Annotated in this window: 23 protein-coding genes; 13 read left to right on the top strand and 10 right to left on the bottom strand. The window is 69.5% G+C overall.

The window, feature by feature from the left end:
- Positions 1-341: 341 nt before the first annotated feature.
- From LXT13_RS14285 to LXT13_RS14270, 4 genes are all read left to right on the top strand, one after another.
- The gene (locus LXT13_RS14285) at positions 342-2273 is read left to right on the top strand and encodes an NACHT domain-containing protein (RefSeq protein WP_233372590.1); all 1932 of its coding nucleotides are present in this window, start codon (positions 342-344) and stop codon (positions 2271-2273) included.
- Positions 2274-3001: 728 nt separating this feature from the next.
- On the top strand, positions 3002-3394 hold the full coding sequence (locus tag LXT13_RS14280) for a GntR family transcriptional regulator (protein WP_233372589.1): 393 nt from the start codon (positions 3002-3004) through the stop codon (positions 3392-3394).
- A complete protein-coding gene (locus LXT13_RS14275; RefSeq protein ID WP_233372588.1) occupies positions 3391-4278 on the top strand; it encodes an ABC transporter ATP-binding protein in 888 nt (295 codons plus the stop codon). Before LXT13_RS14280 ends, LXT13_RS14275 begins: the two co-directional genes overlap by 4 nt.
- Complete coding sequence (locus LXT13_RS14270) at positions 4278-5720, top strand: hypothetical protein (RefSeq protein WP_233372587.1); 1443 nt, start codon at positions 4278-4280, stop codon at positions 5718-5720. Before LXT13_RS14275 ends, LXT13_RS14270 begins: the two co-directional genes overlap by 1 nt.
- A gap of 5 nt (positions 5721-5725) precedes the next feature.
- Here LXT13_RS14270 and LXT13_RS14265 read toward each other — a convergent pair whose 3' ends face one another.
- Entirely contained in the window at positions 5726-6169 is a 444-nt protein-coding gene (locus LXT13_RS14265; RefSeq protein WP_233372586.1) for an SRPBCC family protein, read from the bottom strand.
- 157 nt (positions 6170-6326) lie between these two features.
- Positions 6327-6803, bottom strand: a complete 477-nt coding sequence (locus tag LXT13_RS14260) for a flavin reductase family protein (protein ID WP_233372585.1) — start codon at positions 6801-6803, stop codon at positions 6327-6329.
- 72 nt (positions 6804-6875) lie between these two features.
- Between LXT13_RS14260 and LXT13_RS14255 the strand changes: the two genes are divergently transcribed.
- Positions 6876-7844, top strand: coding sequence for a M48 family metallopeptidase (locus tag LXT13_RS14255; protein ID WP_233372584.1), 969 nt, complete (start codon positions 6876-6878; stop codon positions 7842-7844).
- Between the two features lie 3 nt (positions 7845-7847).
- Here LXT13_RS14255 and LXT13_RS14250 read toward each other — a convergent pair whose 3' ends face one another.
- Positions 7848-8480 carry a Crp/Fnr family transcriptional regulator gene (locus LXT13_RS14250; RefSeq protein ID WP_233372583.1) on the bottom strand — a complete coding sequence of 211 codons (633 nt, stop codon included), beginning with the start codon at positions 8478-8480 and terminating at the stop codon, positions 7848-7850.
- 92 nt (positions 8481-8572) lie between these two features.
- Positions 8573-9256 (bottom strand): helix-turn-helix transcriptional regulator, encoded by a 684-nt coding sequence (locus LXT13_RS14245; protein ID WP_233372582.1) that lies wholly within the window; start codon positions 9254-9256, stop codon positions 8573-8575.
- 268 nt (positions 9257-9524) lie between these two features.
- Between LXT13_RS14245 and LXT13_RS14240 the strand changes: the two genes are divergently transcribed.
- Positions 9525-10322 (top strand): class II glutamine amidotransferase, encoded by a 798-nt coding sequence (locus LXT13_RS14240; protein ID WP_233372581.1) that lies wholly within the window; start codon positions 9525-9527, stop codon positions 10320-10322.
- On the opposite strand, the gene LXT13_RS14235 is transcribed toward LXT13_RS14240, so the two are convergent.
- The 4 genes from LXT13_RS14235 to LXT13_RS14220 all read right to left on the bottom strand — a co-directional run bounded on the left by LXT13_RS14235 (position 10286) and on the right by LXT13_RS14220 (position 13638).
- Positions 10286-11491: an acyltransferase family protein gene (locus tag LXT13_RS14235; RefSeq protein ID WP_233372580.1), complete on the bottom strand. Its 1206-nt coding sequence runs from the start codon at positions 11489-11491 to the stop codon at positions 10286-10288. The two genes, LXT13_RS14240 and LXT13_RS14235, sit on opposite strands and share 37 nt — an antisense overlap.
- Positions 11492-11550: 59 nt before the next feature.
- Positions 11551-12243 carry a LytR/AlgR family response regulator transcription factor gene (locus LXT13_RS14230; RefSeq protein ID WP_233372578.1) on the bottom strand — a complete coding sequence of 231 codons (693 nt, stop codon included), beginning with the start codon at positions 12241-12243 and terminating at the stop codon, positions 11551-11553.
- Positions 12231-13298, bottom strand: coding sequence for a sensor histidine kinase (locus LXT13_RS14225; RefSeq protein WP_233372577.1), 1068 nt, complete (start codon positions 13296-13298; stop codon positions 12231-12233). The genes LXT13_RS14230 and LXT13_RS14225 overlap by 13 nt, the downstream gene beginning before the upstream one ends.
- 73 nt (positions 13299-13371) lie before the next feature.
- A complete protein-coding gene (locus tag LXT13_RS14220) occupies positions 13372-13638 on the bottom strand; it encodes a hypothetical protein (RefSeq protein ID WP_233372576.1) in 267 nt (88 codons plus the stop codon).
- Between the two features lie 177 nt (positions 13639-13815).
- On the opposite strand from LXT13_RS14220, the gene LXT13_RS14215 reads away from it, so the two are divergent.
- From LXT13_RS14215 to LXT13_RS14200, 4 genes are read left to right on the top strand one after another with little or no spacing between them, the layout of a single operon-like run.
- Positions 13816-14967, top strand: a complete 1152-nt coding sequence (locus LXT13_RS14215; protein WP_233372575.1) for an MlaE family ABC transporter permease — start codon at positions 13816-13818, stop codon at positions 14965-14967.
- A 17-nt stretch (positions 14968-14984) separates the two neighbouring features.
- Positions 14985-15737 (top strand): ABC transporter ATP-binding protein, encoded by a 753-nt coding sequence (locus LXT13_RS14210; RefSeq protein WP_233372574.1) that lies wholly within the window; start codon positions 14985-14987, stop codon positions 15735-15737.
- Positions 15734-16771: an MlaD family protein gene (locus tag LXT13_RS14205; protein WP_233372573.1), complete on the top strand. Its 1038-nt coding sequence runs from the start codon at positions 15734-15736 to the stop codon at positions 16769-16771. Before LXT13_RS14210 ends, LXT13_RS14205 begins: the two co-directional genes overlap by 4 nt.
- The gene (locus LXT13_RS14200; protein ID WP_233372571.1) at positions 16768-17391 is read left to right on the top strand and encodes a PqiC family protein; all 624 of its coding nucleotides are present in this window, start codon (positions 16768-16770) and stop codon (positions 17389-17391) included. Before LXT13_RS14205 ends, LXT13_RS14200 begins: the two co-directional genes overlap by 4 nt.
- Here the strand turns inward: LXT13_RS14200 and LXT13_RS14195 are convergent.
- The gene (locus LXT13_RS14195) at positions 17388-19871 is read right to left on the bottom strand and encodes a YbcC family protein (RefSeq protein ID WP_233372570.1); all 2484 of its coding nucleotides are present in this window, start codon (positions 19869-19871) and stop codon (positions 17388-17390) included. The genes LXT13_RS14200 and LXT13_RS14195 overlap by 4 nt on opposite strands.
- 14 nt (positions 19872-19885) lie before the next feature.
- Entirely contained in the window at positions 19886-21403 is a 1518-nt protein-coding gene (locus tag LXT13_RS14190; RefSeq protein WP_233372568.1) for an NADH-quinone oxidoreductase subunit L, read from the bottom strand.
- Between the two features lie 98 nt (positions 21404-21501).
- Here LXT13_RS14190 and LXT13_RS14185 point away from each other — a divergent pair, with 98 nt between their 5' ends.
- The 3 genes from LXT13_RS14185 to LXT13_RS14175 are packed head-to-tail and all read left to right on the top strand — an operon-like array spanning position 21502 to position 22866.
- On the top strand, positions 21502-22386 hold the full coding sequence (locus LXT13_RS14185) for a LysR family transcriptional regulator (RefSeq protein ID WP_233372567.1): 885 nt from the start codon (positions 21502-21504) through the stop codon (positions 22384-22386).
- Positions 22387-22414: 28 nt separating this feature from the next.
- The gene (locus LXT13_RS14180) at positions 22415-22585 is read left to right on the top strand and encodes a hypothetical protein (protein WP_233372566.1); all 171 of its coding nucleotides are present in this window, start codon (positions 22415-22417) and stop codon (positions 22583-22585) included.
- Positions 22582-22866 (top strand): hypothetical protein, encoded by a 285-nt coding sequence (locus tag LXT13_RS14175; RefSeq protein ID WP_233372565.1) that lies wholly within the window; start codon positions 22582-22584, stop codon positions 22864-22866. Before LXT13_RS14180 ends, LXT13_RS14175 begins: the two co-directional genes overlap by 4 nt.
- Positions 22867-22915: the final 49 nt, after the last annotated feature.

Below are 22915 nucleotides of genomic sequence, written 5' to 3'. Positions count from 1 at the left end.
GCCTTTCGATGAAGTCGCCCGCGCCCATGGCTCGGGGCCGAATCGACGAAAGACTGACGCTCAGCGTGCCTCGATTTCTGAAATGCGGATCAAGCGCCGCGTCTCTACTACATTAGATCGCATGGGCAGTACCGGTATCACAGCGGACCCGTTCTCGCCGTTCATCGCCTTTTCGCGTCTGACAGTAGTGTGGTCAGTGGACGTTGGAACACTTGATAGGGTGTAGGGTTCTCTGGTGACAAGAGGCAGATCCCGAATGGCACCATAGCTGTACGTCGCCGCACAGCTTCTGTCCGTGTCATTCTGTGCAGCCTAACAAGTCCAACCCAAGGGAGATATAGATGATTGGATTTCCGGACCTTGGAAGCTTGAATCCGGAAGACATTTCTGTCATCCGCGAAGCTGCCAAAACTGCATGGGACTTCGTGCCCGAGCGCCTAAAAAAGAAACTTGAAAAGTATGCAGAGTCGAAATGGGCTTCGGTAGTCTGGAAGACAAACGCCGAAGCTTACCTCTCCGCTCTCTATGCACGAGTATCCACAACAAGACTGTTGGGGCATCCAAAGGAGATTCGCCTCAGCGAGATATTTACCGACGTGTATATCTACGACTCTCCGTTAGAGCAAAAGCGCCGCAACCCTTCCGCGTTAGATGCGACAGCGCTGAGACAAAAGCGCCAAGCCGACGAAGAACAGCGACTCCCCGCCGAGGCCATCTTGCGCGAGAAGCGCATTTATTTGACGGGGAAGCCTGGCGCAGGTAAGACAACACTGCTGCGCCATCTTGTACTTCGTTCGATCGCCAGTAACAAGCGTTCCACCCCAATCTACGTGGCGCTCAAGGACATATCAGAGAATGTTGCGGATTCAAGCGAAATTAACCTTTGGCGACATATTGCGCAACAGTTCGAAATTGCGAAGCTTCCAAATACAGAAGAGTTCCTCGATCATCTTATGGATGCTGGGCGAGCCGTGTTGCTACTTGACGGTCTTGATGAAGTTACAGAGAGGGATGGAATCCGTCGAACATTGATTGGTGAAATACTTAAGATTGCCTCAGGATACCCAAAGCTGCAGGTAATTTTGACTTGCCGAGTCGGAGCAGAACTTTTCACTTTCGAAAAGTTTGCGGTCGCTCAGATCGCAGATTTCTCTCCGCAACAACAGCTTTCATTTGTCAAGCGATGGTATTCCGATGACCCCGCCGCACTGCGCTCGTTCTTGGACGCTTGGGCGCTACCTGACAATGGAGGACTTCGTGACCTTGCAAGCACGCCACTATTGCTTGCTCTTCTCTGCATCGGATATGACGAAACTCGGGAATTTCCCTTGCGACGAGGCGATCTTTACAAAGAGGCGGTTGAGGCGCTGCTTCGTCGGTGGAGCGTGTCTCGAGGTATCGAGCGAGACAATCCGTATCGCAAGCTCACGTCTTCACGAAAGGAGCAGATGCTCGCATATGTGGCGTACACGCTCTTCAAGCAAGGACACTTCATCTTTAGCGGTGGGACTGCATGCACGGTGATTGCGCAGTACCTCAAATCTCTTCCCCGACGGGAAATAGACGACGGCCTGGAAGCGAACGAGGTTCTCCGCAATCTTGAGGCAGCTCATGGGTTAGTCGTTCACGAAACCAGCGACTACTATGCCTTCTCCCACTTGACCATCCACGAGTACTTTGTGGCGCAGTACTTAATCGACAGCACAAATGAGAAAACCCTGCGTCACGAACTCAGCTTTGCGAACATCTGCAATCGACAGTGGCGTGAGATTATACTTCTGGCTGCAGGCTCCGTTACATCGGCCGATTACATACTCCTTCTCATCCGAGGCGAGATATCAGCCGCTTTGGCATCCGAGCCAAATATGAAGAGAATTCTCTTTGCGCTCAGCCAATCGGAAGAGGTGGCCGCATCTGAGGTTTGGGGAGCTTGGGCAGATGACTCTAATCCAAATATATCAAGAATAGCCAAAGTCGACCGCCAATACGACACCACCCACCGATCAATCATTCAACGCCTAACAGATGATCTCAAGCGGGCAGTTCTTTTGGCCTCGTCTCTGCCTAGCGTAACTCGCAGAGCGCATATCTTCGCGAAGAATTTGACGGGCGCTCATGCAAAATGGGTAGAGACATACCTACGCGAGGCACCTGAGTCTCGGCGGAAAAAGTTTCTGGAAATATTGTATGCAGAATCGCTCTACGCTGCCGCACTTGCAATCGGAACCGTCTCCGATAGGGCTGCGCTAGAGGAACTTTCACTGAGATACTAGGTGGTTGACGCCTCGCCGCTTCTGCGGAGTTAAGCACGATCAAGTCAGTATGGGAGAACATACCAGCCTGTGAGTTGGTAAATAAAGCGGCAGCCCTTAGACGTCGCTGTTGAACTTCAAGAATGGGCAACTGCTTTACGGCGCCGGCGCGTTTGTAGTCGAGGACTGATCAGGGTCCGCAGCGCCGGTCGAAAACAGCAGAAGCGGCCGCTCAAATAGGTAGAAGACGGGCACGACTGTCGGGCGATCGGCTTGGATAGGGAAGCCGCCGGTAAGTCGATGTGGACCCGAGCGGGCGGTTCTGGCGTGAGCTGCCGCTCGCGTTCCGAACCTCGAACGACTCAGATCAGCCTTGGGCTGACTTCACCAAGCATCTGAGACGGGCAATACCCCTCCTCCCCCGTGCATCTTTTCCCGCAAACCTGGCCACCGGGAAAGTTAAGCCAGGCAGCGCCAGGAGGCCCTTCTGCTCGCACTGGGCGATGAAGGTCCGCAGCGGGTGTCGAACGTCCCTGTCGGCAGCCTCCACGCCCACCTAGGGCCGCCACTGGCCATCGCATCCCTGCATCCTATCTTGCACGCCCCGGCAGCCCGGCGCCCAGCCGGGCCACCGTGCCCTATCCATCGAAAAGTTCAGACTTGAATGAACAAAGTTCAGAACTGAATGGTTTTCGACACGAGCGCTGTACACGTGTACTATCGTACTAGTACACATTGGCAGATGCCTCATGGATCCCCTGCATTTCGTCCACATCGACACCGGTTCGACCGAGCCGATCTACCGCCAGCTCATCGAGCAGGTGAAGCGCCGTGTGGCGGCCGGGCAGCTGAAGGCGGGTGACGAGATTCCGTCGGTGCGTGAGCTGGCGCACGCGCTCGCGGTGCACCCGATGACGATCTCCAAGGCCTATTCGCTGCTGGAGATGGAGGGCGTGCTGGAACGCCGGCGGGGGCTGTCGATGGTTGTGGCGGCGCAGCACCGGCAGGCGCAACCGACGGCGGACCGTGTCGAGCTGCTGCGCCCGACGCTGGAGAAGGCGGCCGCCGAGGCGCGCCAGCTGGCACTGCCGAAGAGCCAGGCCCTGCAACTGTTCAAGACCATCCTGGAGGAGGCCCCATGACCAGCCCGCATTTCCCGCACAGCGACGCCGCCAGTGCGGCGCTCAGCCAGGTGACGCTGCGCTATCCCAACGGCCCGAGCGTGCTGGACCGGCTCGACTGGCAGCTGCTGCCCGGCCAGGTGGTGGGCCTGCTGGGCCGCAACGGCGCCGGCAAGACGACGCTGCTGGAGACGCTGCTGGGCCTGCGCGAGCCCGATGCCGGTGCCGTGCAGCTGTTCGGCCAGGACGCGCTGCGGCTGGACGACGCGGCGCGCGGGCGCATCGGCTATGTGCCGCAGCACAGCGATCTGTTCGAGGCCTTCACGCCGGCGCAGCTGCTGGCCTACTTCCGCAGTTTCTATCCGCGCTGGAATGACGCCAAGGTGGAGGGCCTGATGTCGCGCTGGGAGATCCCGCGCGACCAGGCGATCCGCAAACTCTCCGGCGGCCAGAAGCAGCGCCTGTCCATCATCCGCGCGCTGGCCCACGAGCCGGATCTGCTGGTGCTGGACGAGCCCGTCGCCAGCCTGGACCCGGCCGGCCGGCGCGACTTCCTGCGCGAGCTCGTCGGCGAGGTGATGGACCGCGGCGCGACCGTCGTGTTCTCCACGCACATCCTGTCTGACCTGGAGCGCGTGGCCTTCAATATCGCCTTCCTCAGCCGCGGACGCATCGCGCTGCAGGCGCCGCTGGACGAGCTGCTGGAGCAGGTTCGGGCATTCACCGGCAGCGTGACGGAAATGGCCACGCTGATGGCGCGGCTTGGCGCACAGCCGCTGAAGCGCACGCCGCTGGAGGCTGGGCGCGAGCGCGTGCTGGCGCGGCTGCCGGCCGACACCACACTGCCCGACAGCGTGGCGGTGGACCGCGTGAACCTGGACGATCTCTTCACGGAGCTGACATGATGACGGCCACGCAGTTTTCTCAGGTCGTGCTCGCATCGTGGCGGCAGCGGGACCGTAGCGCGCCGTGGGGGCGGCTCGTACTGGCGCTGCTGTTGGTGGGCAGCCTCGTCATCACGGGCGTGTTCGCGCCGCTGGCCATCGCTTGGCGCATCTGGCTGGGCATCGCTGTGTTCACGCTGCATTGCACCTGGTGGGTGGTCGGCCTGAACCTGTCGGAGCAGAACCACCCGCATGCCGCCCGCTGCGTCCCTGGGCACCTGCGCGCGTTGCGCCAAGCCGCGCTGCTTGCATGGGTGCTGCATGCCGGCGCCACCACGTCGCTGGTGGTGCTCATCCTCCCAGGGCATGGCCATTGGGAGTTGGCGCTGCTCGTCAACAGCGCCATCGCCACCTTCCTGCTGTGGTCGGCCCGACTCTGGTGGCTGTGGCTGCTGCTCATTTTCCAATCGCCCCTCATCGGCGCGCTGTCGCAGCGGCTTGCACCGCTAGGCGCGCAGCTGTCGGCGGCGTGGCTGGCTCAGCCGCAAACGCTGCTGGCGCTGGCGCTGCTGCTGCAGGCCGGACTCGTCACGCTGATGTTCGACGACGGCGGGCCCAGGCACCGCGAGCGTTACGCGCGGCAGACGCAGCGCCGCGCCGTGATGCGCATGATGGCGGATGGCCGGCAGCCGAACCTGGCGGCCTGGGGTGGGCGCATCGAATGGCTGTTCCGCCCCTTCGAGCGCATGTTGTCGGCCTGGCGGCAACGGCTGCTGGCGCAGGCGGGCCCACACAACGTGATGGCCCGTGCCGACATCGTGCTGCGCGGCCCTCAGCACTGGCTGAATCAGGCGCTGACCTTCGGCACGATGGCGGCGGTCATGGCGTTAATTTTCGCGGCAGTCTGTCGGATCTATGAGCTCGACATGGCCAAAGTCTGGCGCACGGGCGGGACGAGCATCGGCCTGTGGCTGGTCTGCATGGGGCTCAATCCTGCGTTCATGCTGCCCAACGCTCTGTGGCAGAGCCGCCGCGAGCAGGCGCTGCTGCGCTTGCTGCCGGGCATGCCGCAAGGGGCCGCGCTGAACCGCGCCGTGGCCGGCCGGCAATTGCGCGACTGCTTCGTGACCTGGCTGGTGACGCTGGTGGTGCTGTGCGTCGTCTCCGTGAACGGCTACTCGCCGGCCTTGCCCTACCTGGCCCTCGGTGCGCTGCCCGTGGCGGTGCTGTCGCTCACTCGCCGGCCGGCGCTCATGCGCGCGCCCACGCCGGGTACGACGGTGCTGCCGGTCTTCGCATACCTCGGGCTGGGCGGACTGCTGTACCTGGCGGTCGACCGCGTCGGCGTGCCGCGGGCGCTGGTCATCACCGTCGTGCCGATCGTGTCGGCGGGCCTGCTCGCCTGGCGCTGGCGCGTGGTGCAGAACGCACCCGCTGCGCTGCCGGCCGGGCGCCTGGCCTGAGCACCCTAGCCGCGGATCTCCGGCTCAGCCACCTGGGCCAGCTGCACCAGCGACTCCTGCCAACCGAGCATGCAGCCAGCCACCGGGATCACCTCCGGGATGCCGTCCTGCGTGATGCGCACATCCGTGCCGCACGACACGGCGCGCAGCTCCACGGTGGTCGTCATCTCGCCCGGCAGGTGCGGGTCATCGAACGTCGCCGTGTAGCGCAGCCGCTCTCCCGGCACCAGCTCCACGTAGCGGCCACCGAAGCCGTGGCTGTCGCCTGTCGTGAAATTCGTGAACGACATGCGCCAGCTGCCGCCGACCCGGGCGTCCATCTCGTGGACGGTGCCGGTGAAGCCGAAAGGTGGCAGCCACTTGGCCATTGCGGCCGGTGTCGTGAAGGCGCGATAGACGCGCTCGGGCGGGCAGCGCAGCACGCGGTGCAGGGTGACGGTGTTTGGCATGGCTGTGGACGTGACTGGGCAGAGGACGACCCTCTGCGGTGACGACGATCAGAACGCAGGGATATCGACATCGCCATCCCGAAATTCCCACAGCCTCGCGTTTTCGGGCCGCGCGCCGGGCCGGGCCGCCTCGAGCAGGTCGGTCAGACCACAGGCGTCAGATAGGGAGCTCGGTGAAATACCGGCCGCCGTGGAAGATCAGCGGCTGCGCGCCGGGGCGGGCCGTGCAGCGCTCCACCTCGCCGACGAAGATGACATGGTCGCCCTCCTCGTAGCGGCTGCGGTTGGCGCATTCGAAGACGGCCACCGCGCCGTCCAGCACCGGCGCGCCGCCGGCACCTTCGCGCCACGCCACGCCGGCAAAGCGGTCGATGTCGCGCGTCGCAAAGCGCTGGGCCAGGTCCTTCTGGTCGGCCGCCAGGATGTTGATCGCGTAGTGCGTGCCGTGCGTGAACACCGGCAGCGAGCCCGCGCGGCGCGCGAGGCTCCACAGCACCAGCGGCGGCTCCAGAGACACCGAGTTGAACGAGTTGGCCGTCAGCCCGACGAGGCCGCCGTCCGCCGAGCGCACGGTGATGACGGTCACGCCGGTGGCGAACATACCGAGGGCGGCGCGGAATTGCTGGCTGTCCATGGCGGCATTGTCGCCAGTCCCGCATGTCGTCCTACGGCGAAGGGCCTCGCCGCCATCGCACAATGCCGGCCCATGGACGACCCTGACTTCCAGGTACGCGACGACCTGCAATTCACCACCCCGCGGCCGCGCATGTTCGGCGACTGCGCCGATTGCGCCGCCGGCCGCTGCACGCCACCGGCCCAGCGCAGCCGGCGGCTCTTCACCGGGCTGCTGGGTGCGTCGGCCTTCATGCCGGCCTGGGCGCGCGAGGGCGTGGACGTGGGCCCCAAGAGCCGCTTCGCCGGCATGATCTCGGCGGACGACATCGAGCGCGGCGGCGGCCAGCAGTACGCGCAGATGATGCAGCAGGCCGCCCAGCAGCGGGCGCTGGCGCCGATGGACCACCCGCAGCTGCAGCGGCTGCGCTACATCGCCCAGCGCATCATCCCGCATAGCTACGAGTGGAACGACCGCGCCCGGCAGTGGAAGTGGGAGGTCAACCTGCTTGGCAGCCCGGAGCTGAACGCCTTCTGCATGCCGGGCGGCAAGATCGCCTTCTATTACGGCATCCTCGAGAAGTTGAAGCTGGAGGACGACGAGGTCGCGGCCATCATGGGCCACGAGGTGTCGCATGCGCTGCGCGAGCACGCCCGTGAGCGCATGGGCAAGACGGCCGTCACGAACGGCGTCGTTGAACTCGGTGCGGCGCTGCTGGGCCTGGGCAACCTCGGTCGCGGGCTGGCCAATGTCGGCGCGCAGCTGATGACGCTGCGCTTCAGCCGCGAGGACGAGACCGAGGCCGACCTCGTCGGCATCGAGCTGTCCGCGCGCGCGGGCTACGACCCGTCGGCCGCCGTGCGGCTGTGGGAGAAGATGATGGCGGCCAACAAGGGGGCGCCGCCGCAGTGGCTGTCCACCCACCCGGCCAGCGGCACGCGCATCCGCGACATCCAGGCCAACCTGCCCAAGGTGGAAGGGCTGTACGCGCGCGCATCCAGACCGGACCAGCGCTTCCCGGTCGCGCCGCCGCTCAAGTCGCGGCAGCAGCCGGCGCAGTAGCGCTCACCAGCGCGCCGGCAGGTTCTTGAGCCGCTGGTACTCGCCGGCGGCCACGCGCCGCAGGTAGCCGCCCAGCTCCAGGTCCTTGACGAGCTTGGACACCATTTCGCGCGAGCAGCCCAGCCGCTGCGCCATTCCCTGGTGCGTCAGCGCGAGGTGGCGGCCGTCGATCGTCAGGTCCTCGACGAGGCTGCGCAACCGGCCGTAGACGTCGTTGAGGGCCAGCTGCTTGGTGGACAACGTCGCCGCGCGAGCGCGGCGGATGACCTTGGTCAGCAGCTCGAAAGCGAACTCAGGGTGCTCGCTGATGTGCGTCAGCAGGCTCGCCCGCGTGACCATGACCAGCCGGCTGGCCTCCTCGGTGATGACGCTGGCCGAGCGCGGTCCGCCGTCCAGGCTCATCTCGCCGACGTACTCGCCGGGGCCGTAGACGCCATAGGTGATCTCGCGGCCGCGGGCGTCGCTGCTGTAGGCGCGCAGCGAACCGGACAGGATCACGTAGAGGTTGTCGCCGACCGAGCCTTCCTCGATCAGCACGACGTCCTTGCGATAGCTGCGGGCGATGCCACGCACCGCGAGCTGGCGCAGCGCGGGAGGCAAGGCCTGGAATTCGGCGTCGGTGGGGGTGTCGGACATCCAGCAGCGCCGCAGGCAAGGGGCCTGCCCGGCGTGGGGCCGGATGTTAGTTCACCGGTTCAATGGACCACCCCGGGCGGGGCGGTCCCGATTCAATTGACCAGATTGGCGGGCCGCAGCGACGACACCAGCGGCGGCAGCAGTGCCAGTTGACGCATCAGCTCGCCGATGCTGTCGGCGCCGCTCTTGGCGCGGATGCTCTGGATCTGGCTGCGCACGGTGGAGATGGCCACGCCCTGGCGCTGCGCGACCTCCGTCGGCTTGACACCGTTGGACAGCGCCTTCAACACCTCGGTCTCCGCAGGCGTCAGTTGGTAGCGCAGCGCAAACCATTGCGCGGCCAGGTCGCCGCAGAGCTGGCGCCGCTCCAGCAGCAGCAGCACGGCCGCCTGGCTCACGTCGCGGTTCAGCGGCACGACGACGACATTGGCCCGGCCGCATTCGGCGCGGTCGTCGCCAAGGCGCAGCAGGCAACGGCGCCCGCCCGTCTCGGCGCTTTCAAGGGCCTCGGCCAGCGGCACCGCATCGGTCAGCAGCCGCGCGCGCAGGTGGGGGCCCACCTGCTCCAGCGGATGGCCCGTCTCCAGCGTCGCACGCGCCGCCAGGTTGGTGTGCAGCACGCGGCCCGCGCCGTTGAGCAGCACGACGCCGTAGTCGAGCTCTTCTAGCACCAGGCCGAGCCACTGGCTCGACAACGAAGCCGCGGCGCGGCGCTCCTGGCGGGGGCGGGCGCCGGACACGCCGTGGTCCGGCAGGAAGACGTCATTCATCCACATGTCAGCACTCCTCGGCCCGCAGTGCGAGCTCGAATGAAAGCGTAGGAGAGCATGCCTGACGTCAGGAGTAAATGTTGCAGGATGTGTTTGTGAACGAATCACCGCACGGCGTCACACGCGTCCGACGCCTTTGCAATCTAGGGATTGCCGCTGCGTCGTGTACAAAGCACGACTGCATGAGCTCATGACGGAAGGTTCGTTGCCCTTCATGTCATCCATCGTCAGACTTGCCGCGTTGCCTCCATACGCCCGCTGCCTGACGCCTCCGATGTGTGAGCTCTTCGCCCTCAACAGCCGCCTGCCGGCTGCCGCCAACTTCTCGCTGAGCGGCTTCGCCGCTCGCGGCGGACGCACGGCGGACCATGTCGATGGCTGGGGCGTGGCCTTCCACGACGGCGAGCGCTGCGATGTCGTCGTCGAGGACCGTCCGGCCGCCGAGTCGGATCTGGCCTCGCACTACGGCCGCCATCCGGTGCCGGCGCGCAACATCATGGCCCACATCCGCAAGGCGACACAGGGCGCACGGTCGGTCGACAACTGCCACCCGTTCCGTCGCCACTGGGCCGGACGCACGTGGGTGTTTGCCCACAACGGCGACCTGAAGGACTTCCACCCCCGGCTCGACGGCAGCTTCCTGCCGACCGGGCAGACCGACAGCGAGCGCGCCTTCTGCTGGCTGATGCAGCGGCTGCAGCAGCGCTTCGGCGACCGCCTGCCCGCCTGGCCCGAGCTGGCCGACACGCTGGTGCCGTGGCTGCACGAGGTTTCCCGGCACGGCCGCTTCAACCTGTTGCTGAGCGACGGCCACGCGATGCTGGCGCATGCGTCCACGCGGCTGCACTGGCTGCGCCGCGAGCCGCCGTTCGGCCATGTGCGGCTGCGCGATGGCGACCTGAGCGTGGACCTCGCGACGCTGAACGGCCCGCGCGACCTGATGACGCTGGTCGCCACCGAGCCGCTGACGCATGACGAGGCCTGGCGGGCGTTCGCGCCGGGCGAGGTTCGCGTGTTCGCCCAGGGCGAGTGCGTCTACGTCAACGAGGGCGCCGCGGCCGTCGCAGCCTGATCCGGCGCGCCAGGCCGGCGGCGCTGGATGCCCAGCAGCAGCGCCAGCCCCGGCACCCGACGGGCGCCCAGGTAGGCCAGCGCGCACAGCCCGAACGTCAGCGCGACCAGCACGAGCGCCTCCACACCCCACGGCTGGCCGAGCGGCCGGAGCGCCTGGGTCAGCACCACGATGACGCTCTGGTGCAGGATGTACAGGCAGAACACCGCCGCGCTGGCCTGCCTCAGCGCCGGTGATTCCCGCGTGAAGGCGCGCTGTGCCCAGCCGCAGGCGGCCAGGAGCGACCACCACACCATCGCGGCGCGCAGGCTGCGGGCGGCGGCCAGCAAGGCGTCGGGCGGGGCGGCGTCGCCGTAGTGGGCATTGAACGCCTGCAGCGCCGCCCAGCCGGCCACGGCCAGGCCCAGTGCCGCCCAGCGCCACCGCAGCGCGGCCGGCCAGAGCCCCTGGCCCAGCGATGTGCGGCTGGCCCAGCCCACCGCGAAGACGAAGCCGTACTGCAGGTGGTTGTAGAGGTCGTGCACGAGGTCATGCGTCGTGGGCCAGTGCGGCATGACGAACACCCGAAGCAGCGCCAGCGGCACGGCGGGCAGCAGCAGCCATGCCCAGCCGGGTAGCGCGAGCCCAGGCACCGGCTTTCGCCACGCTGCAGCGGCCAGCGCGCCGAGCACGGCGTAGACCCACAGGTAGGGCAGGAACCAAAGGTGGTTCCATGTCGGCACCACCATGCAGTCGTCGCCGCGGCAGTAGCGGCCGCCCTGCAGGTAGGCGCGCCAGAAGTCCAGGTAGCCGCCGTCGCCGGGCAAGAGCTGCGGCGCCTTGGTGAGCACTTCGTAGTAGGCCTGCGGTGGCACGATGACGGCCATGCCGAACAGCAATGGCAGCAGCAGGCGCATCGACCGGTCCTTCACCGTGCCCGCCAGGCCGCGCCAGGCGAACAGGCCCCGGCAGGCCGCGCCGGCGATGAGGAACAGCAGGCTCAGCCGCCAGGGCGAGCTGAGCATCATGAACGGCTCCAGCGCCGTGGAGGCTGCGGGGCTCTTCACGTGCCAATCCCACGTCACGTAGTACATGCCGACGTGATAGGGGATCAGCAGTGCGAAGGCGGCCACGCGCAGGCCGTCGAGGAAGGGCAGCCGGCGGGCCGGCAAGGTGGTGTCGGTGTGCATGGCGCCAGCTTCGCGGCCGGCGGCCACGCGGGCGAGGGGGCCGGGGCGAAGCGCTGGCGCTACGGGGCGAGTGACGCCAGCGCAGCCCGGTAGCCGCGCGACGCGCGCAGCGTCTCGCCACAGGTCAGCGTCAGCAGCGCCTCGCCGCTGCCCAGGCGCTCGATGCGCTGCACATGCCCCGGGTTCACCGCATGGCTGCGGTGCACGCGCAGGAAGCGGGTGGCCCAGCCGGGGCGGGACAGCGCCTCCCGCAGCGTGGCACGTTCCAGCAGGCTGCGTGGCGGCAGGTGCAGTTCGATGTAGTTGTCGGCAGCCGAGATCCACTGCACGTCGGCCAGCCGCACCCGCTCGCCCTCCACCCACCACTGGCCCACGGGTGGCACGGGGCGGGCCAGGCGCTCGCGCACGCGGGCCAGCGCGTCGGCCAGGCGCTCGGCGGTGTAGGGCTTGAGCAGGTAGTCCAGTGCGGCCAGCTCGAACGCGCGCAGCGCATGCTCGGCGTGCGCCGTGGAGAAGATGACACTTCGCACGCCGGCCTCGCGCAACGCGGCGGCCAGCTGCACACCATTGCCGCCGGGCATCTCGATGTCCAGCAGGGCCAGGTCCGGCGGCGCGGATTGCTGGCGGACGAGCGCCAGCGCGGCCGGTGCGTCGGGTGCCTCCAGCAGCTCCGCCACGTCGGCCTCAGCGGCGAGAAGCCGGCGCAGCTTGGCGCGCGCGCCCGGTTCGTCATCGACGATCAGCACGCGCACGGCAACTCCACGCACAGCGTCACGCCCTGCGCATCGGGCCCGAAGTCGACGCGCGCCGCGGCGCCGTAGCGCGCTTCCAGTCGCTCGCGCAGGTTGCGCAGGCCCAGGCCGCCGTCGGGGTCGGGCGGCGTCTGCGGCACCGGCATGCCGCCGTGGTTGCTCACACGCAGCCGCAGTCGATCACCGTCGCGCTCAGCCGCCACGCTGACCGTCACGCGCCCGCGGTGGCGCGCCACGTCGTGCTTGATGGCGTTCTCCACCGGCGCCAGCAGCAGCAGCGCGGGCAGCCGGCAATCCTGGGCAGCCGTGTCGGCCATGAGGTGGACGACCAGCCGCTCCGGTCCGAAGCGTGCCTGCATCAGCGCGAGGAAGGGCTGCACCAGCGCCAGCTCCTCGCGCAGCGTGTGCTCAGCGCGCTGCTGAGCGGCCAGCGTCTGGCGCAGCAGGTCGGCCAGTTGGCACAGCAGCCGGTCGGCGCTCGGCACGTCCTCGTACATGACCGCGCTGATCAGGTTCAGCGTGTTGAACAGGAAGTGCGGCTGTACCTGGTCGGCCAGCCGCGCCAGCCGCACCTCGGCCAGCTCGCGCCGCGCGCGCTCCAACTCCTGCGCACGCGCGGCCGCCGCGTGGGCCATCCACACGCCGCGCGCGATGAGGCAGAAGCTGATGTAGGTGACTGCGTCCTTGCCACCTTCATAGAGCAGCAGCGTGGGCAGCGAGTCCGGGTGGTAGGGCTGTCCGACCAGGCCGTAGACGAACAGGCGCAGGCCGAACATGCCAGCAATGTGCAGGCCACTGAACACCGGCAGAGCGACGGCATGCACCGTCAGCTGGTGCGGCCAGGCTTGTCCGCGCAACCGCCCCATCAGCGCGTGCACGCCCAGGCCCAGGGCGCCGACGACGTAGACCGAGCTGAACTCCCACAGGAAGGGCTCCCACGCATGTCGCCCTCCCGAGAGTCGGTAGGCCTGCAGCGCCGAGACGCTCAGCAGCAGGCCGACGACGGTCAGCAGCGCGACATACGGTAGGCGCCAACGAGGCGGCAGGATTGACATGGCGGGAGGTTAGCCCGCCGGCGGCAGCGCCCGGCGCCATTGGCCACCTCCGGCCCGCCATTCGCCCCAGGGCTCAGCGCTGCGACGACGGCTTGCGGTCGCTGGCGGCCCGTTCGCCGCCCTTCACCAGGTCGCCGCGCCGTTCGGCGTCCAGCCCTGGCGTGGCGCGCAGGTCGGTGTCCACCTGGCCTTGCGCCAGGTCACGCGCGGCGCGGTCGATGTGCGGGTTGGGCTTGGCTTCGGTCGACGCGGCCTGCTGGTCCCGGTCGTGCGGCAACGACGGGCCTTGCGGGCGTGACGCATCGCCGGGCGTGCGGGGCTGGTCCTGCTTGGGGGTCATGAAGGGCTCCTGTAAGAGGCACCAACTGTGCGCGCCGGCGTCGCCGCAGGGCATCGTCCATGGGTGGGTCGACTCGTCGGCCGCCGCCGACAGCGCAGGCGCAAGGCGCCGTCCTACAGGCGCCGTCGTCCGCGTCCGGGGCTGTGAGACGTGACGGCGGCCGAGCATCGCGCTGCCATGTCGACCGCTCAACCCGCCCTGCCGCCGATGCTCGCCGTGCCCGATGCCGAGCGCGCGCGCCAGGCCGCGGGCCAGGCCCGATGGGAGGGCGAGGGGCCGCAGTGGCGGCTGGTGCTGGCCGGCCGCTGGGGAGACGACGGCGCCACGTTGCCGGCGGCCCCTCCGGGGTTGACGGCCGACGCGGGCACGAGGGTGTCGTTCGACACGTCGGCCATGACGCATTGGGAACCGCCGCTGGCGGCGCTGCTGTGGCAGGCGCTGGCACCGCTGGCGCGCCAGGGCGTCGCGCTGGACCTGGGCGGCCTGCCGCGCGGCCTGCAGCCGCTGCTGCAGCTGAGCTTGCCGGCGCCGGATGGGGGCTCGGCTCCCAAGGCGGACGAGACGGCCGCTGTCGCCGAGCCGCCCTGGCACACGACGCTCGCGTTCGTGGGCGACCTGCTCGTCGCGCTGGGCCGGCTGGCCCGCGGCCGCACGGCGATGCGGCGCAGCGACTGGCTGTGGCAGATCGAGCAGACGGGGCCGCGCAGCCTGCCCATCGTGCTGCTGGTCAGCAGCCTCGTCGGCCTGATCGTGGCCTACATGGGCGCGCAGCAGCTGCAGCGCTTCGGCGCGCAGAGCTTCATCGCGAATCTTGTGACCATCGGCGTCGTGCGCGAGATCGCCGCGCTGGTCGTAGGCATTGTGCTTGCGGGCCGCGTGGGCGCGGCGTTCGCGGCGCAGATCGGCAGCATGCGCGCCGGCGAGGAGATCGACGCGTTGACGACGCTGGGTGTCGACCCGGTGGAGCACCTCGTGCTGCCCCGCATGCTGGCGCTGCTCGTCACCGGGCCGCTGCTGACGCTGTGCGCCGGTGTCGCTGGGCTGGCGGTGGGCGGCGTCATCGCGGTCGGCCTGTATGACGTGCCGGCCGCCGCCTACGTTGCGACGACGCGCGAATCGCTGACCGGCGCCGACCTGTTCGTTGGCCTGCTGAAAGGCAGCGTCTACGCGGTGCTCGTCGCGCTGGCCGGCTGCCGGCAGGGGCTGAACGCCGGCCGCAGCGCGCAGGCCGTGGGCGAGGCGACGACGGCCGCCGTCGTGCAGGCCATCGTCTGGATGGTCGTCGCGGCGTCAACGCTCACAGTCATTTTTCAGAGGCTGGACATCTGATGGCTGGTGAGGTGCTCATGCGCGTCGACGACCTCAGCCTGCACGCCGGTGGCCGCGAGCTGCAGCATGGCCTGACGTTCGATGTGCGGGCCGGCGAGGTGCTGGCCATCTGCGGCGCCAGCGGCTGCGGCAAGAGCACGCTGCTGCGCCACATGATCGGTCTGCAGACGCCGCGGCAGGGCCGCGTGACCTGGGTGGCCGGCGGCCGCGAGCGCGATGTGCATGGCGACGACCCGCCGCGGCGCGAGATCGGCGTGGCCTTCCAGGCCGGAGCGCTGTGGAGCAGCATGACGGTCGGCGAGAACGTCATGCTTCCGCTGGAGCTGCACACCGACCTCGGCGAGGTCGCGCGGGAGCGGCAGGCGCGCTTCAAGCTGGCGCTGGCTGGGCTCCCTGACGCCGCGACCTTCGACGCCGAGCCGGCCTCGCTGTCCGGTGGCATGAGAAAGCGCGCGGCCATCGCCCGCGCGCTGGTCCTGGACCCGCCGCTGCTGTGCCTGGACGAGCCCTCCGCGGGCCTGGACCCGCTGACCTCCGCGCGGCTGGACGACCTCATCCAGCGTCTGAAGACGGACCTCGGCACCGCCATCGTGCTCGTCACGCACGAGCTGGACAGCCTGTTCGCCGTGGCCGACCGGCTGCTGTTCCTCGACGTCGAGGCACACACCGCGACGGCGCTCGGCCCGCCCGCCGAGCTGCGCGACCACGGGCCCGAGGCCGTGAGCGAGTTCCTGACCCGCGGCGGGCTCGACCGCCGGCAGGCCGCATGAAGCGACGCCGCGCCAACCCGTTCGCCATCGGCGCCTTCGTCGTGGCCGGCATCGCCGCGCTCGCCACGGCCCTCATCGCGCTGCCGGGCCGGCACTGGTTCGACCAGCCGCAGAAGGTCGTCATGTTCTTCTCGGGCTCGGTGTTCGGCCTGCAGAAGGGCGCGCCGGTCGTCTTCCGAGGCGTGCGCGTGGGCAGCGTGACGGACATCAGCGTGCGCTACGAAACCAAGACCGACACGTTCGCCATCCCCGTGATGGCCCAACTGGACGACGACGCGGTGCGCGGGCTGGAGGGCCGCTTCTCGCACGACGACATCGGCCATGCACTGCCGGTGCTCATCAAGCGCGGCCTGACCGCGCAGCTCGGCACGCAGAGCCTGCTGACCGGACAGCTGTATGTGGATCTCGACTTCCGCAGCAAGCCGCCCGGTATCGTGCACGGCGGCGAGCATGGCGACGCCACCGAGATTCCGACGAGCGCGACGGCCTTCCAGGCGCTGAAGAACCAGCTGGAGAGCGTGGACCTGCGCAAGGTCCTCGATGACCTGAGCCAGATCGCGAACTCGACGCGCTCGCTGGTGGCGGCCCCAGAGCTGAAGCAGGGGCTGAGGGATTTCGCCGCCACCGCCGCCCATGCCCGCGCGTTGGCAGCGCAGCTGGAGCGCCGCGCCGCGCCGCTGACGCGCGGCGCCGAGCGTGCGATGTCCAGCGTGGACCGGGCGGGCGAGCGCGTGTCGGGCGCAGCCGACAAACTGGGAAGCAGCGCCGACCGCGCCGGCCGGCTGCTCGACCCGGACGGCCCGTTGGTGCCGGACGTGCAACGCACGCTGGCGGAGCTGCAGCGCGCCAGCAGCTCGCTGCGCGAAGCGGCCGATCGCGACGGTCCGCTGCTGCAGCAGACCGATCGCACGTTGCAGGACCTGTCACAGGCCGCCCGCGCACTGCGGCGTCTGGCCGACACGCTGGACGCGCAGCCCGAGGCGCTGCTGCGCGGCCGCAAGCCCGATGCGCCGCTGCCGGAGTCCCGCCGATGACGCCCCTCACCCCATGGGCCGCGCTGCCCCGCCGCCGCCTGCTGCTGCTGGCCGCTGCGTCCCTCGCCGGCTGCGCGACGCGTGAAACGCCGCCACGCCGCCTCTTCGGCCTGACCGGCACGCCGCCGCTGCCGGCCGATGCCCGGCCGGGCCAGGACGACCGCGCCTGGGTGTTGAGCCCGCAGGTCGCGCTGCCGGAGCTGCTGGACCGCGACGAACTGCTGGTGGCCGAAGGCAGCGCCGGCCTGCGCCCCTGGCCCGAGGCGCGCTGGGCCGAGCCGCTGCGCGACGCACTGCCACGGCTGCTGGCCGAGGACCTGGGCCGGCTGCGCGCGCCGTATGCCGTCTGGCTCGGCGGCGCGGCGGACCGGGACGTGGAATCGCTCCGGCTGAACGTGCGCGTGGACGAATGGCTGGCCCGGCCCGACGGCAGCGGCCTGGTGCTCACGCTGCGCGCCCGCTGGCATTGGGCCCCGCTGCAGGCGCCGGCCGGCACGGCGCTCCCACCCGCGGGCAACGCCGACATCGCGCAGCGCTGCGCGGCCGACGCCGATTCGCTGGCCGACGCCTACCGGCGCAGCATCGTCGCGCTCGCCGCGCGCATCGTGGCCGGCTCCTAGCCCAGCGCCGTCCAGCGGCCGTCGTCGCGGCGTGCCAGGGCGCCCTCGCCGAACCGCCACAGATGCAGCCAGCCGTTGCTGAGCAGCTGCTGCAGCACCGCGTGCTTCGCGATGACTGCCTCGATGGCTGCCTCCGGCGCGTCGATGACGACGGTCAGCCGCAGCGGCTCGTGCACCCAGCGCTCGCCGTCGTGCAGCGACTGTCGCGACAGGCCGATGCGCAGGTCGCCGCCATTGCCTTCGAAAACGCCGAGGTGGCCGCCGACGACGTTGTGCAGCAGCTTGTTGCCACTGCCCAGGCGCTCCGGCTCGCAGGTGGAGGCGTGGTACTGCCAGTTGATCCAGTGCGTGACCAGCATCGGCGCCGTCATCAGCAGTTCCAGCAGACTGCCGTCGGCGTCGTGGGCGGCGTCGTAGTCGTGCAGGAAGGCGCGGCCCTGCAGCACGGTGCCCCAGGTGCGACGGCGCGGCGCGATGACGAAGGCGGCATTGCCGGCCAGGCCCCACTCGGGCCGCGTCTGCGCGCCGTCGTTGGCGCGGCGGCGCAGCGCGGCCAGCAGCTTGCCAGCGGGCGCACGCGGGTCCAGCCTCAGCGACGCGGCCCGCTCGCGGCGCACGCGGTCGCCCGCTTCGGCGAAGACTGGCTGCCACTGCTGCCACCGCTGGCGCGTCTCGGGCGGCAGCAGGTCGACGTCGAAGCCTTCGATCTCATCGGTCGTCGTGTTGTGCAGCGCGGCGACGAAGCGCGTGCCCCCGGGCAGCGTGATGCCCAGCGCCGGCAGCCGCTCGCGCACGTCGGCGTCGTTGAGCAGCAGCGCCAGGCTGCGGGCGTTGACCTCGCCCGTCTGGCCACAGCAGGCGCCGCAGTCCAGCGCCGCGGCCTGCGCGTTGTTGGCCGACTGGCTGCCATGGCCCACCAGCATGACCAGCGGCGCCGCGCCTTGCGCCAGGCCCAGCGCACGCAGCACCTTGGCGGCGAGCGCCGCGCGCTCGTCGAGCGACAGCCCCAGCAGCTGCGGTCGGCACATGGGCCGGTACCGGGCAGGCAGGCCGGCCTGGTCGCCGCCGTCGCGCACGCGTTCGGCCGGCCTCAGCCAACCGCCCAGCTTGCCGAGGTACCCCATGCCCAGCGACTCGACAAAGGAGAACGCAGCGCCCGGCCAGCGAGTGGTGGTGGCCCACTGCTCCGCCCAGCCCAGGCGCTGGCGACGGGCCCGCTCGGCCTCAGCCTGGGCAACTGGGTTGCCGGGCAGCAGGCGGTCGACCACCTCGACCACCGGTTGCAACAGGCCGGGCAGCTGCGGGCGCCGCGCCGTGGTGCCCAGCGGCGTGTAGGCCGCCGGCACGCCGAAGAAGCCGGCAAAGCCCAGCGTCTGCAGTGTCGGCGCGGTGGCCTCCAGCGCGCGGCGCAGCGGCTCGCTGCGCACGTCGATGCAGAACACCGCCTGCGCCTCGGGCTCAGCCGGCGTGAAACCCGGCGCCTGGGCCAGTTGCGCGGCCAACTGGCGCTGGTAGCCGATCTCCAGCGCCAGCTGCCAGACCTCGTCGACGAGCAGCGCGGTCTCCGCCTTCGCCAGCCGATCCGGCGCACGCCGCCACGCAGCCTGCAAGGCAGCGAAGGCCTGGCGCGCGGCGAGGTCGTCCTTGACGTAGAGCAGCAGCGCGCCCCAGGCCAGCCGGATCGCCAGCAGGTCGCGCAGATGACGCGTCTCGGGCGCACCGGCCGGCGCCTGCCAAGCCCGGTATGCGCACCAGGACGCCCAGCCGTTGACGGTCAGCAGCACGGCCTCGAGGTAGTCGGCCCAGGCGTCTTCGTGCAGGCCCAGGTGCTGCAGCGCCCACGCCTCGGCGTCCTCGCGCGTGGCGGGCAGCGCCGGCAGGCCGCGCTGCAGCTGCGGCAGGCCCATCAGCGTGCCGATGCCATGGTCGTGCGTGATCGTGTCGCGCCAGAAGGCGTAGAGGCCGCCGTCGCGCTCGGGCTGCCAGTCGGCCTGCGCGGTGTCGAAGAAGGCGGCGCAGGTCTGGCTGACCTGGTGCGTGATGGCCTGGCGCCATGTCAGCCGGTTGTCGCGTGCGGGGTCGTTGTCGAGCACGTCGATGAGCAGCGGCAGCGGCGCGAGGCCCGGCGTGCGGTCGAGCGCAGCAATGCAGTCGGCCTCGGTGAGCCCGGTCGCGGCAGATAGGCGCTGCAGCGCCAGGGCCAGGTCTTGCGGCGTGATGCGGCCGGCCTGCCAGGTTTCGCGCTGGCGCTCGCGCGGCGGGAAGACCTGCAGCCCGCCCAGCAGGGCCATGCGCGCGGCGACGCGGCGCAGCGGCAGGCCGATGCGCTGCCAGTGCGGGTTGACGGCGATGGCGCGGTCCAGCGGCCAGGCCGGGGCGATGGCGTGGCAGGCGGCGTCGCAGGCGGCCTCGATGCGGCGGCGGGCCTCGGGTGTGGCAGCGTGGGCCACGGCTTGCTGTTCGGCGGCGTCGGTGTGCATGGCGGGTGCTCCAGTCAGAGGGCCGGGTGGGGGCAGGTCGTCGCGGGCGCGGCGGGCGTCCAGCGGCGCGGCCACAGGCGCAGGCTCCAGCGCGTGTAGAACTCGTCGAGATAGAAGCCGGTGTAGCTCCAGCGCCGGGCCACTCCCAGCGCCGCGGGGCGCCACTGCAGCGTGGCCAATACCGCATAGAGCGCCGCGAAGCCGGCCAGCGCGGGCACGCCCAGCGCGTCATGCGGCGCGTCCGCCAGGCCCAGCGGCAGCGCGTGGGCGGCGAGTGCAACGCCCGTCAACGCGGCGGCCAGCGCGAGACCTGTGGCGAGCGGCGCGGGCCGCCAGCCGGGCAGCCACAGCAGCGGCGCCCAGGCCAGCGCCAGCAGGCCGCTCCACCACCACGGCCACGGCGCACCGCCCGCGGCCCACGCGACACCGGCGACGACGGCCGCGGCCAACACCGGCGCCACCAGCAGGATCGCGCCGTGGACCAGTGCTGGCTCATACAGCGCCCGGCGCCGCGTCTGGCGCACGGAGTCGGAAGCGGCGAGGAAGGCATGGGCCTTGTAGAGCGAGTGGCCCACTAGGTGCAGCGCGGCCAGCGTCGTCAGGCCCAGGCCGCACTCCAGCACCATGAAGCCCATCTGCGCGACGGTGGACCAGGCCAGTCTCACCTTGATGCTGATGCGCGTCAGCATGACGAGCCCCGCCCCCAGCGCCGTGCCCAGGCCGAACACGACGAGCAACCCGCGCGCGACGAACGCCGGCTCCAGCAGTTCGGCGAAGCGGATCAGCACGACGCCGCCGAGGTTGACGACGCCGGCATGCAGCAACGCCGACACCGGCGTCGGCGCCTCCATGACCTGGATCAGCCAGCCATGAACCGGCATCAGCGCCGTGCGCAGCACGACGGCCAGGACCAGCAGCACGGCCGCCACCTGCAGCGCCGGAGACAGGCCGTTCGCCTGCACATGGGCGCTCAGATCGCTCAGGGAGCCGGTGCCCACCTCATGCCAGCTCAGGCCGGCGGCGGCGACCAGCAGCACGTCCGCGGTACGGTCGGCCACGCGCTTCTTGTGCGCAGCCAGCAGCGCGAACGGCCGGTCGCCGTAGAAGCACAGTAGCCGCTCCAGCGCCAGGCCTACGGCGGCCCAGGCGGCGATCAGCAGGCCCCAGTGGTCGGCCAGCAGCAGCACCTGCACGGCAGCCAGCACGGTGGCCAGCGCCGCAGCGTAGCGCCGTTGGTCCGGCTCGCCCTGCAGGTAGCGCGCGGAGAACACGCCGACCACCAGGCCCACCGTCTGCACCAGTACGGCGATGGCGAGGCCGAGGCGGCTGACCTGCAGACCGGGCAGGTCGGCGAGCCGCGGCGGCAAATCAACCAGCAGCACCGCGGTGGCCAGCAGCGCGACTGCCGTGCCGGCACCTAGCCAGCGCCAGGTGGAGCGGGTGGTCATCGGCACGACCGCGAGCAGCAGCGCGACGAGCGACATGCAGGCCGCCGGCAGCAGCGGGGCGAGGGAGAAGGGCAGGGCATCCATGTCCGTGGGGCGTGAGTCGCGACGGACGGCATGGTGCGGACGGCGACACGTTCCGTAAAATTCAATAAACGAAACGAATCAATCTCACAAACAGAACGATGCGGCTGGGGCAGCTGAACTTCCACCACCTGTTCTACTTCTGGCGCGTCGCCAAGCTGGGCCACCTGACGCGCGCGGCGGAAGAGGTGCACACGTCGCAGTCGGCGCTGTCGGCACAGATCCGCCAGCTTGAAGACCGCCTCGGCGAACCGCTGTTCAGCCGCGAGGGCCGGCGCCTGGTGCTGACCGAGGCGGGACAGGTCGTGCTGTCCTACGCCGAGGACATCTTCGGCCTGGGCCAGGAGCTTCTCGGCCGGTTGCAGGGTCACAGCCAGGGCCTCGTGCGGCTGCGCGTGGGTAGTGTCGCGACGATGTCGCGCAACTTCCAGGAGAACCTGCTGCGACCGTTGCTGGACGACCCGGGCGTCGTGCTAACGCTGGAGTCCGGCCTGCTGGACGGCCTGCTGCAGCGGCTGCTGGAGCACCAGCTGGACGCCGTGCTGGCCAACGAGAGCGTGCCGGCCGACGCGGAGCGGCCGCTGCACTGCCAGTTCCTTGCCAGTCAGGCGATCTCCATCGTCGGTCCGGCGTCACGCTGGGCTGCCGGCAGCCTGCGCGTGCCGCAGGACCTGCATGGCGTGGACATCGCGCTGCCCGGCCCGCGCAATGCGGTGCGCGGCCAGTTCGACGCGCTGTGCGCGTCAGCCGGCGTCGTGCCGCGGCTGCGCGCCGAGGTCGACGACATGGCGCTACTGCGCCTGATCGCCCGCGACAGCGGCTGGCTGGCACTGCTTCCCGAGGTGGTGGTGCAGGACGAGCTGAAGAGCGGCCAGCTTGTCATCGCCGGCCAGTCGGCCGACGTCGTCGAACGTTTCTACGCGATCACCGCGCCGCGGCGGCATCGGCTGGAGGCGCTGGAGAAGCTCCTCGCCGCGGCGGGGTGAGGTTGTCGCAGGCGGCCAAGCTGTACCGTTGAGCGAGACTTCAAGCTTCGCATCCAACCCGCCTTCCGTGCAGATCCAGACCTTTCGCCTTAACCGCGTCTTCGACGTGAAGCGAGATCCCATCGCCCGAGAGCCGGCCACCGCTCCCTCTCCGTTCATCTGCCCGGCTCGCCTCGCGTGGAGGCTGGAGACGCTGTGACAGCGGTGTTGCCCGAGACCGGCAACTGGCAGCAGCTGCGCGGCTGGAAGAACCTGTCGAACGGCGAAGTGGTCGTGTGCGGCGAACTCCGCGCCGCGGACTACTTGCGGCTGACGGCGACATTGGTGATCGCCTTCAGCCTCTGGCGTGGCGCGCTGGCCGGCAATGGCACCAGCGTACTGTCCAGCTTGCTGCTGACGTTGTGCGGCTTGATGGCCTTGGCATTGCTGCGGCAGCAGTGGGGCTCCGTCCAGGTGAGGCGGTTGCTGAGCCGCGATTGATTCACGACTCGGCAGCCGGGACCACGAAGGCCGCCGGCTTCCGACGCCC

The organism is Pelomonas cellulosilytica (assembly GCF_021353265.1).
Classification (GTDB): Bacteria; Pseudomonadota; Gammaproteobacteria; order Burkholderiales; family Burkholderiaceae_C; genus Pelomonas; species Pelomonas cellulosilytica.
This window is presented reverse-complemented; position numbering and strand designations above follow the sequence as displayed.

Coding starts and splice junctions, on each gene's coding strand:
- LXT13_RS14285 (WP_233372590.1), top strand. CDS start 342: ATGATTGGATTTCCGGACCTTGGAAGCTTGAATCCGGAAGACATTTCT.
- LXT13_RS14280 (WP_233372589.1), top strand. CDS start 3,002: ATGGATCCCCTGCATTTCGTCCACATCGACACCGGTTCGACCGAGCCG.
- LXT13_RS14275 (WP_233372588.1), top strand. CDS start 3,391: ATGACCAGCCCGCATTTCCCGCACAGCGACGCCGCCAGTGCGGCGCTC.
- LXT13_RS14270 (WP_233372587.1), top strand. CDS start 4,278: ATGACGGCCACGCAGTTTTCTCAGGTCGTGCTCGCATCGTGGCGGCAG.
- LXT13_RS14265 (WP_233372586.1), bottom strand. CDS start 6,169: ATGCCAAACACCGTCACCCTGCACCGCGTGCTGCGCTGCCCGCCCGAG.
- LXT13_RS14260 (WP_233372585.1), bottom strand. CDS start 6,803: ATGGACAGCCAGCAATTCCGCGCCGCCCTCGGTATGTTCGCCACCGGC.
- LXT13_RS14255 (WP_233372584.1), top strand. CDS start 6,876: ATGGACGACCCTGACTTCCAGGTACGCGACGACCTGCAATTCACCACC.
- LXT13_RS14250 (WP_233372583.1), bottom strand. CDS start 8,480: ATGTCCGACACCCCCACCGACGCCGAATTCCAGGCCTTGCCTCCCGCG.
- LXT13_RS14245 (WP_233372582.1), bottom strand. CDS start 9,256: ATGTGGATGAATGACGTCTTCCTGCCGGACCACGGCGTGTCCGGCGCC.
- LXT13_RS14240 (WP_233372581.1), top strand. CDS start 9,525: ATGTGTGAGCTCTTCGCCCTCAACAGCCGCCTGCCGGCTGCCGCCAAC.
- LXT13_RS14235 (WP_233372580.1), bottom strand. CDS start 11,491: ATGCACACCGACACCACCTTGCCGGCCCGCCGGCTGCCCTTCCTCGAC.
- LXT13_RS14225 (WP_233372577.1), bottom strand. CDS start 13,298: ATGTCAATCCTGCCGCCTCGTTGGCGCCTACCGTATGTCGCGCTGCTG.
- LXT13_RS14220 (WP_233372576.1), bottom strand. CDS start 13,638: ATGACCCCCAAGCAGGACCAGCCCCGCACGCCCGGCGATGCGTCACGC.
- LXT13_RS14215 (WP_233372575.1), top strand. CDS start 13,816: ATGTCGACCGCTCAACCCGCCCTGCCGCCGATGCTCGCCGTGCCCGAT.
- LXT13_RS14210 (WP_233372574.1), top strand. CDS start 14,985: ATGCGCGTCGACGACCTCAGCCTGCACGCCGGTGGCCGCGAGCTGCAG.
- LXT13_RS14205 (WP_233372573.1), top strand. CDS start 15,734: ATGAAGCGACGCCGCGCCAACCCGTTCGCCATCGGCGCCTTCGTCGTG.
- LXT13_RS14200 (WP_233372571.1), top strand. CDS start 16,768: ATGACGCCCCTCACCCCATGGGCCGCGCTGCCCCGCCGCCGCCTGCTG.
- LXT13_RS14195 (WP_233372570.1), bottom strand. CDS start 19,871: ATGCACACCGACGCCGCCGAACAGCAAGCCGTGGCCCACGCTGCCACA.
- LXT13_RS14190 (WP_233372568.1), bottom strand. CDS start 21,403: ATGGATGCCCTGCCCTTCTCCCTCGCCCCGCTGCTGCCGGCGGCCTGC.
- LXT13_RS14185 (WP_233372567.1), top strand. CDS start 21,502: ATGCGGCTGGGGCAGCTGAACTTCCACCACCTGTTCTACTTCTGGCGC.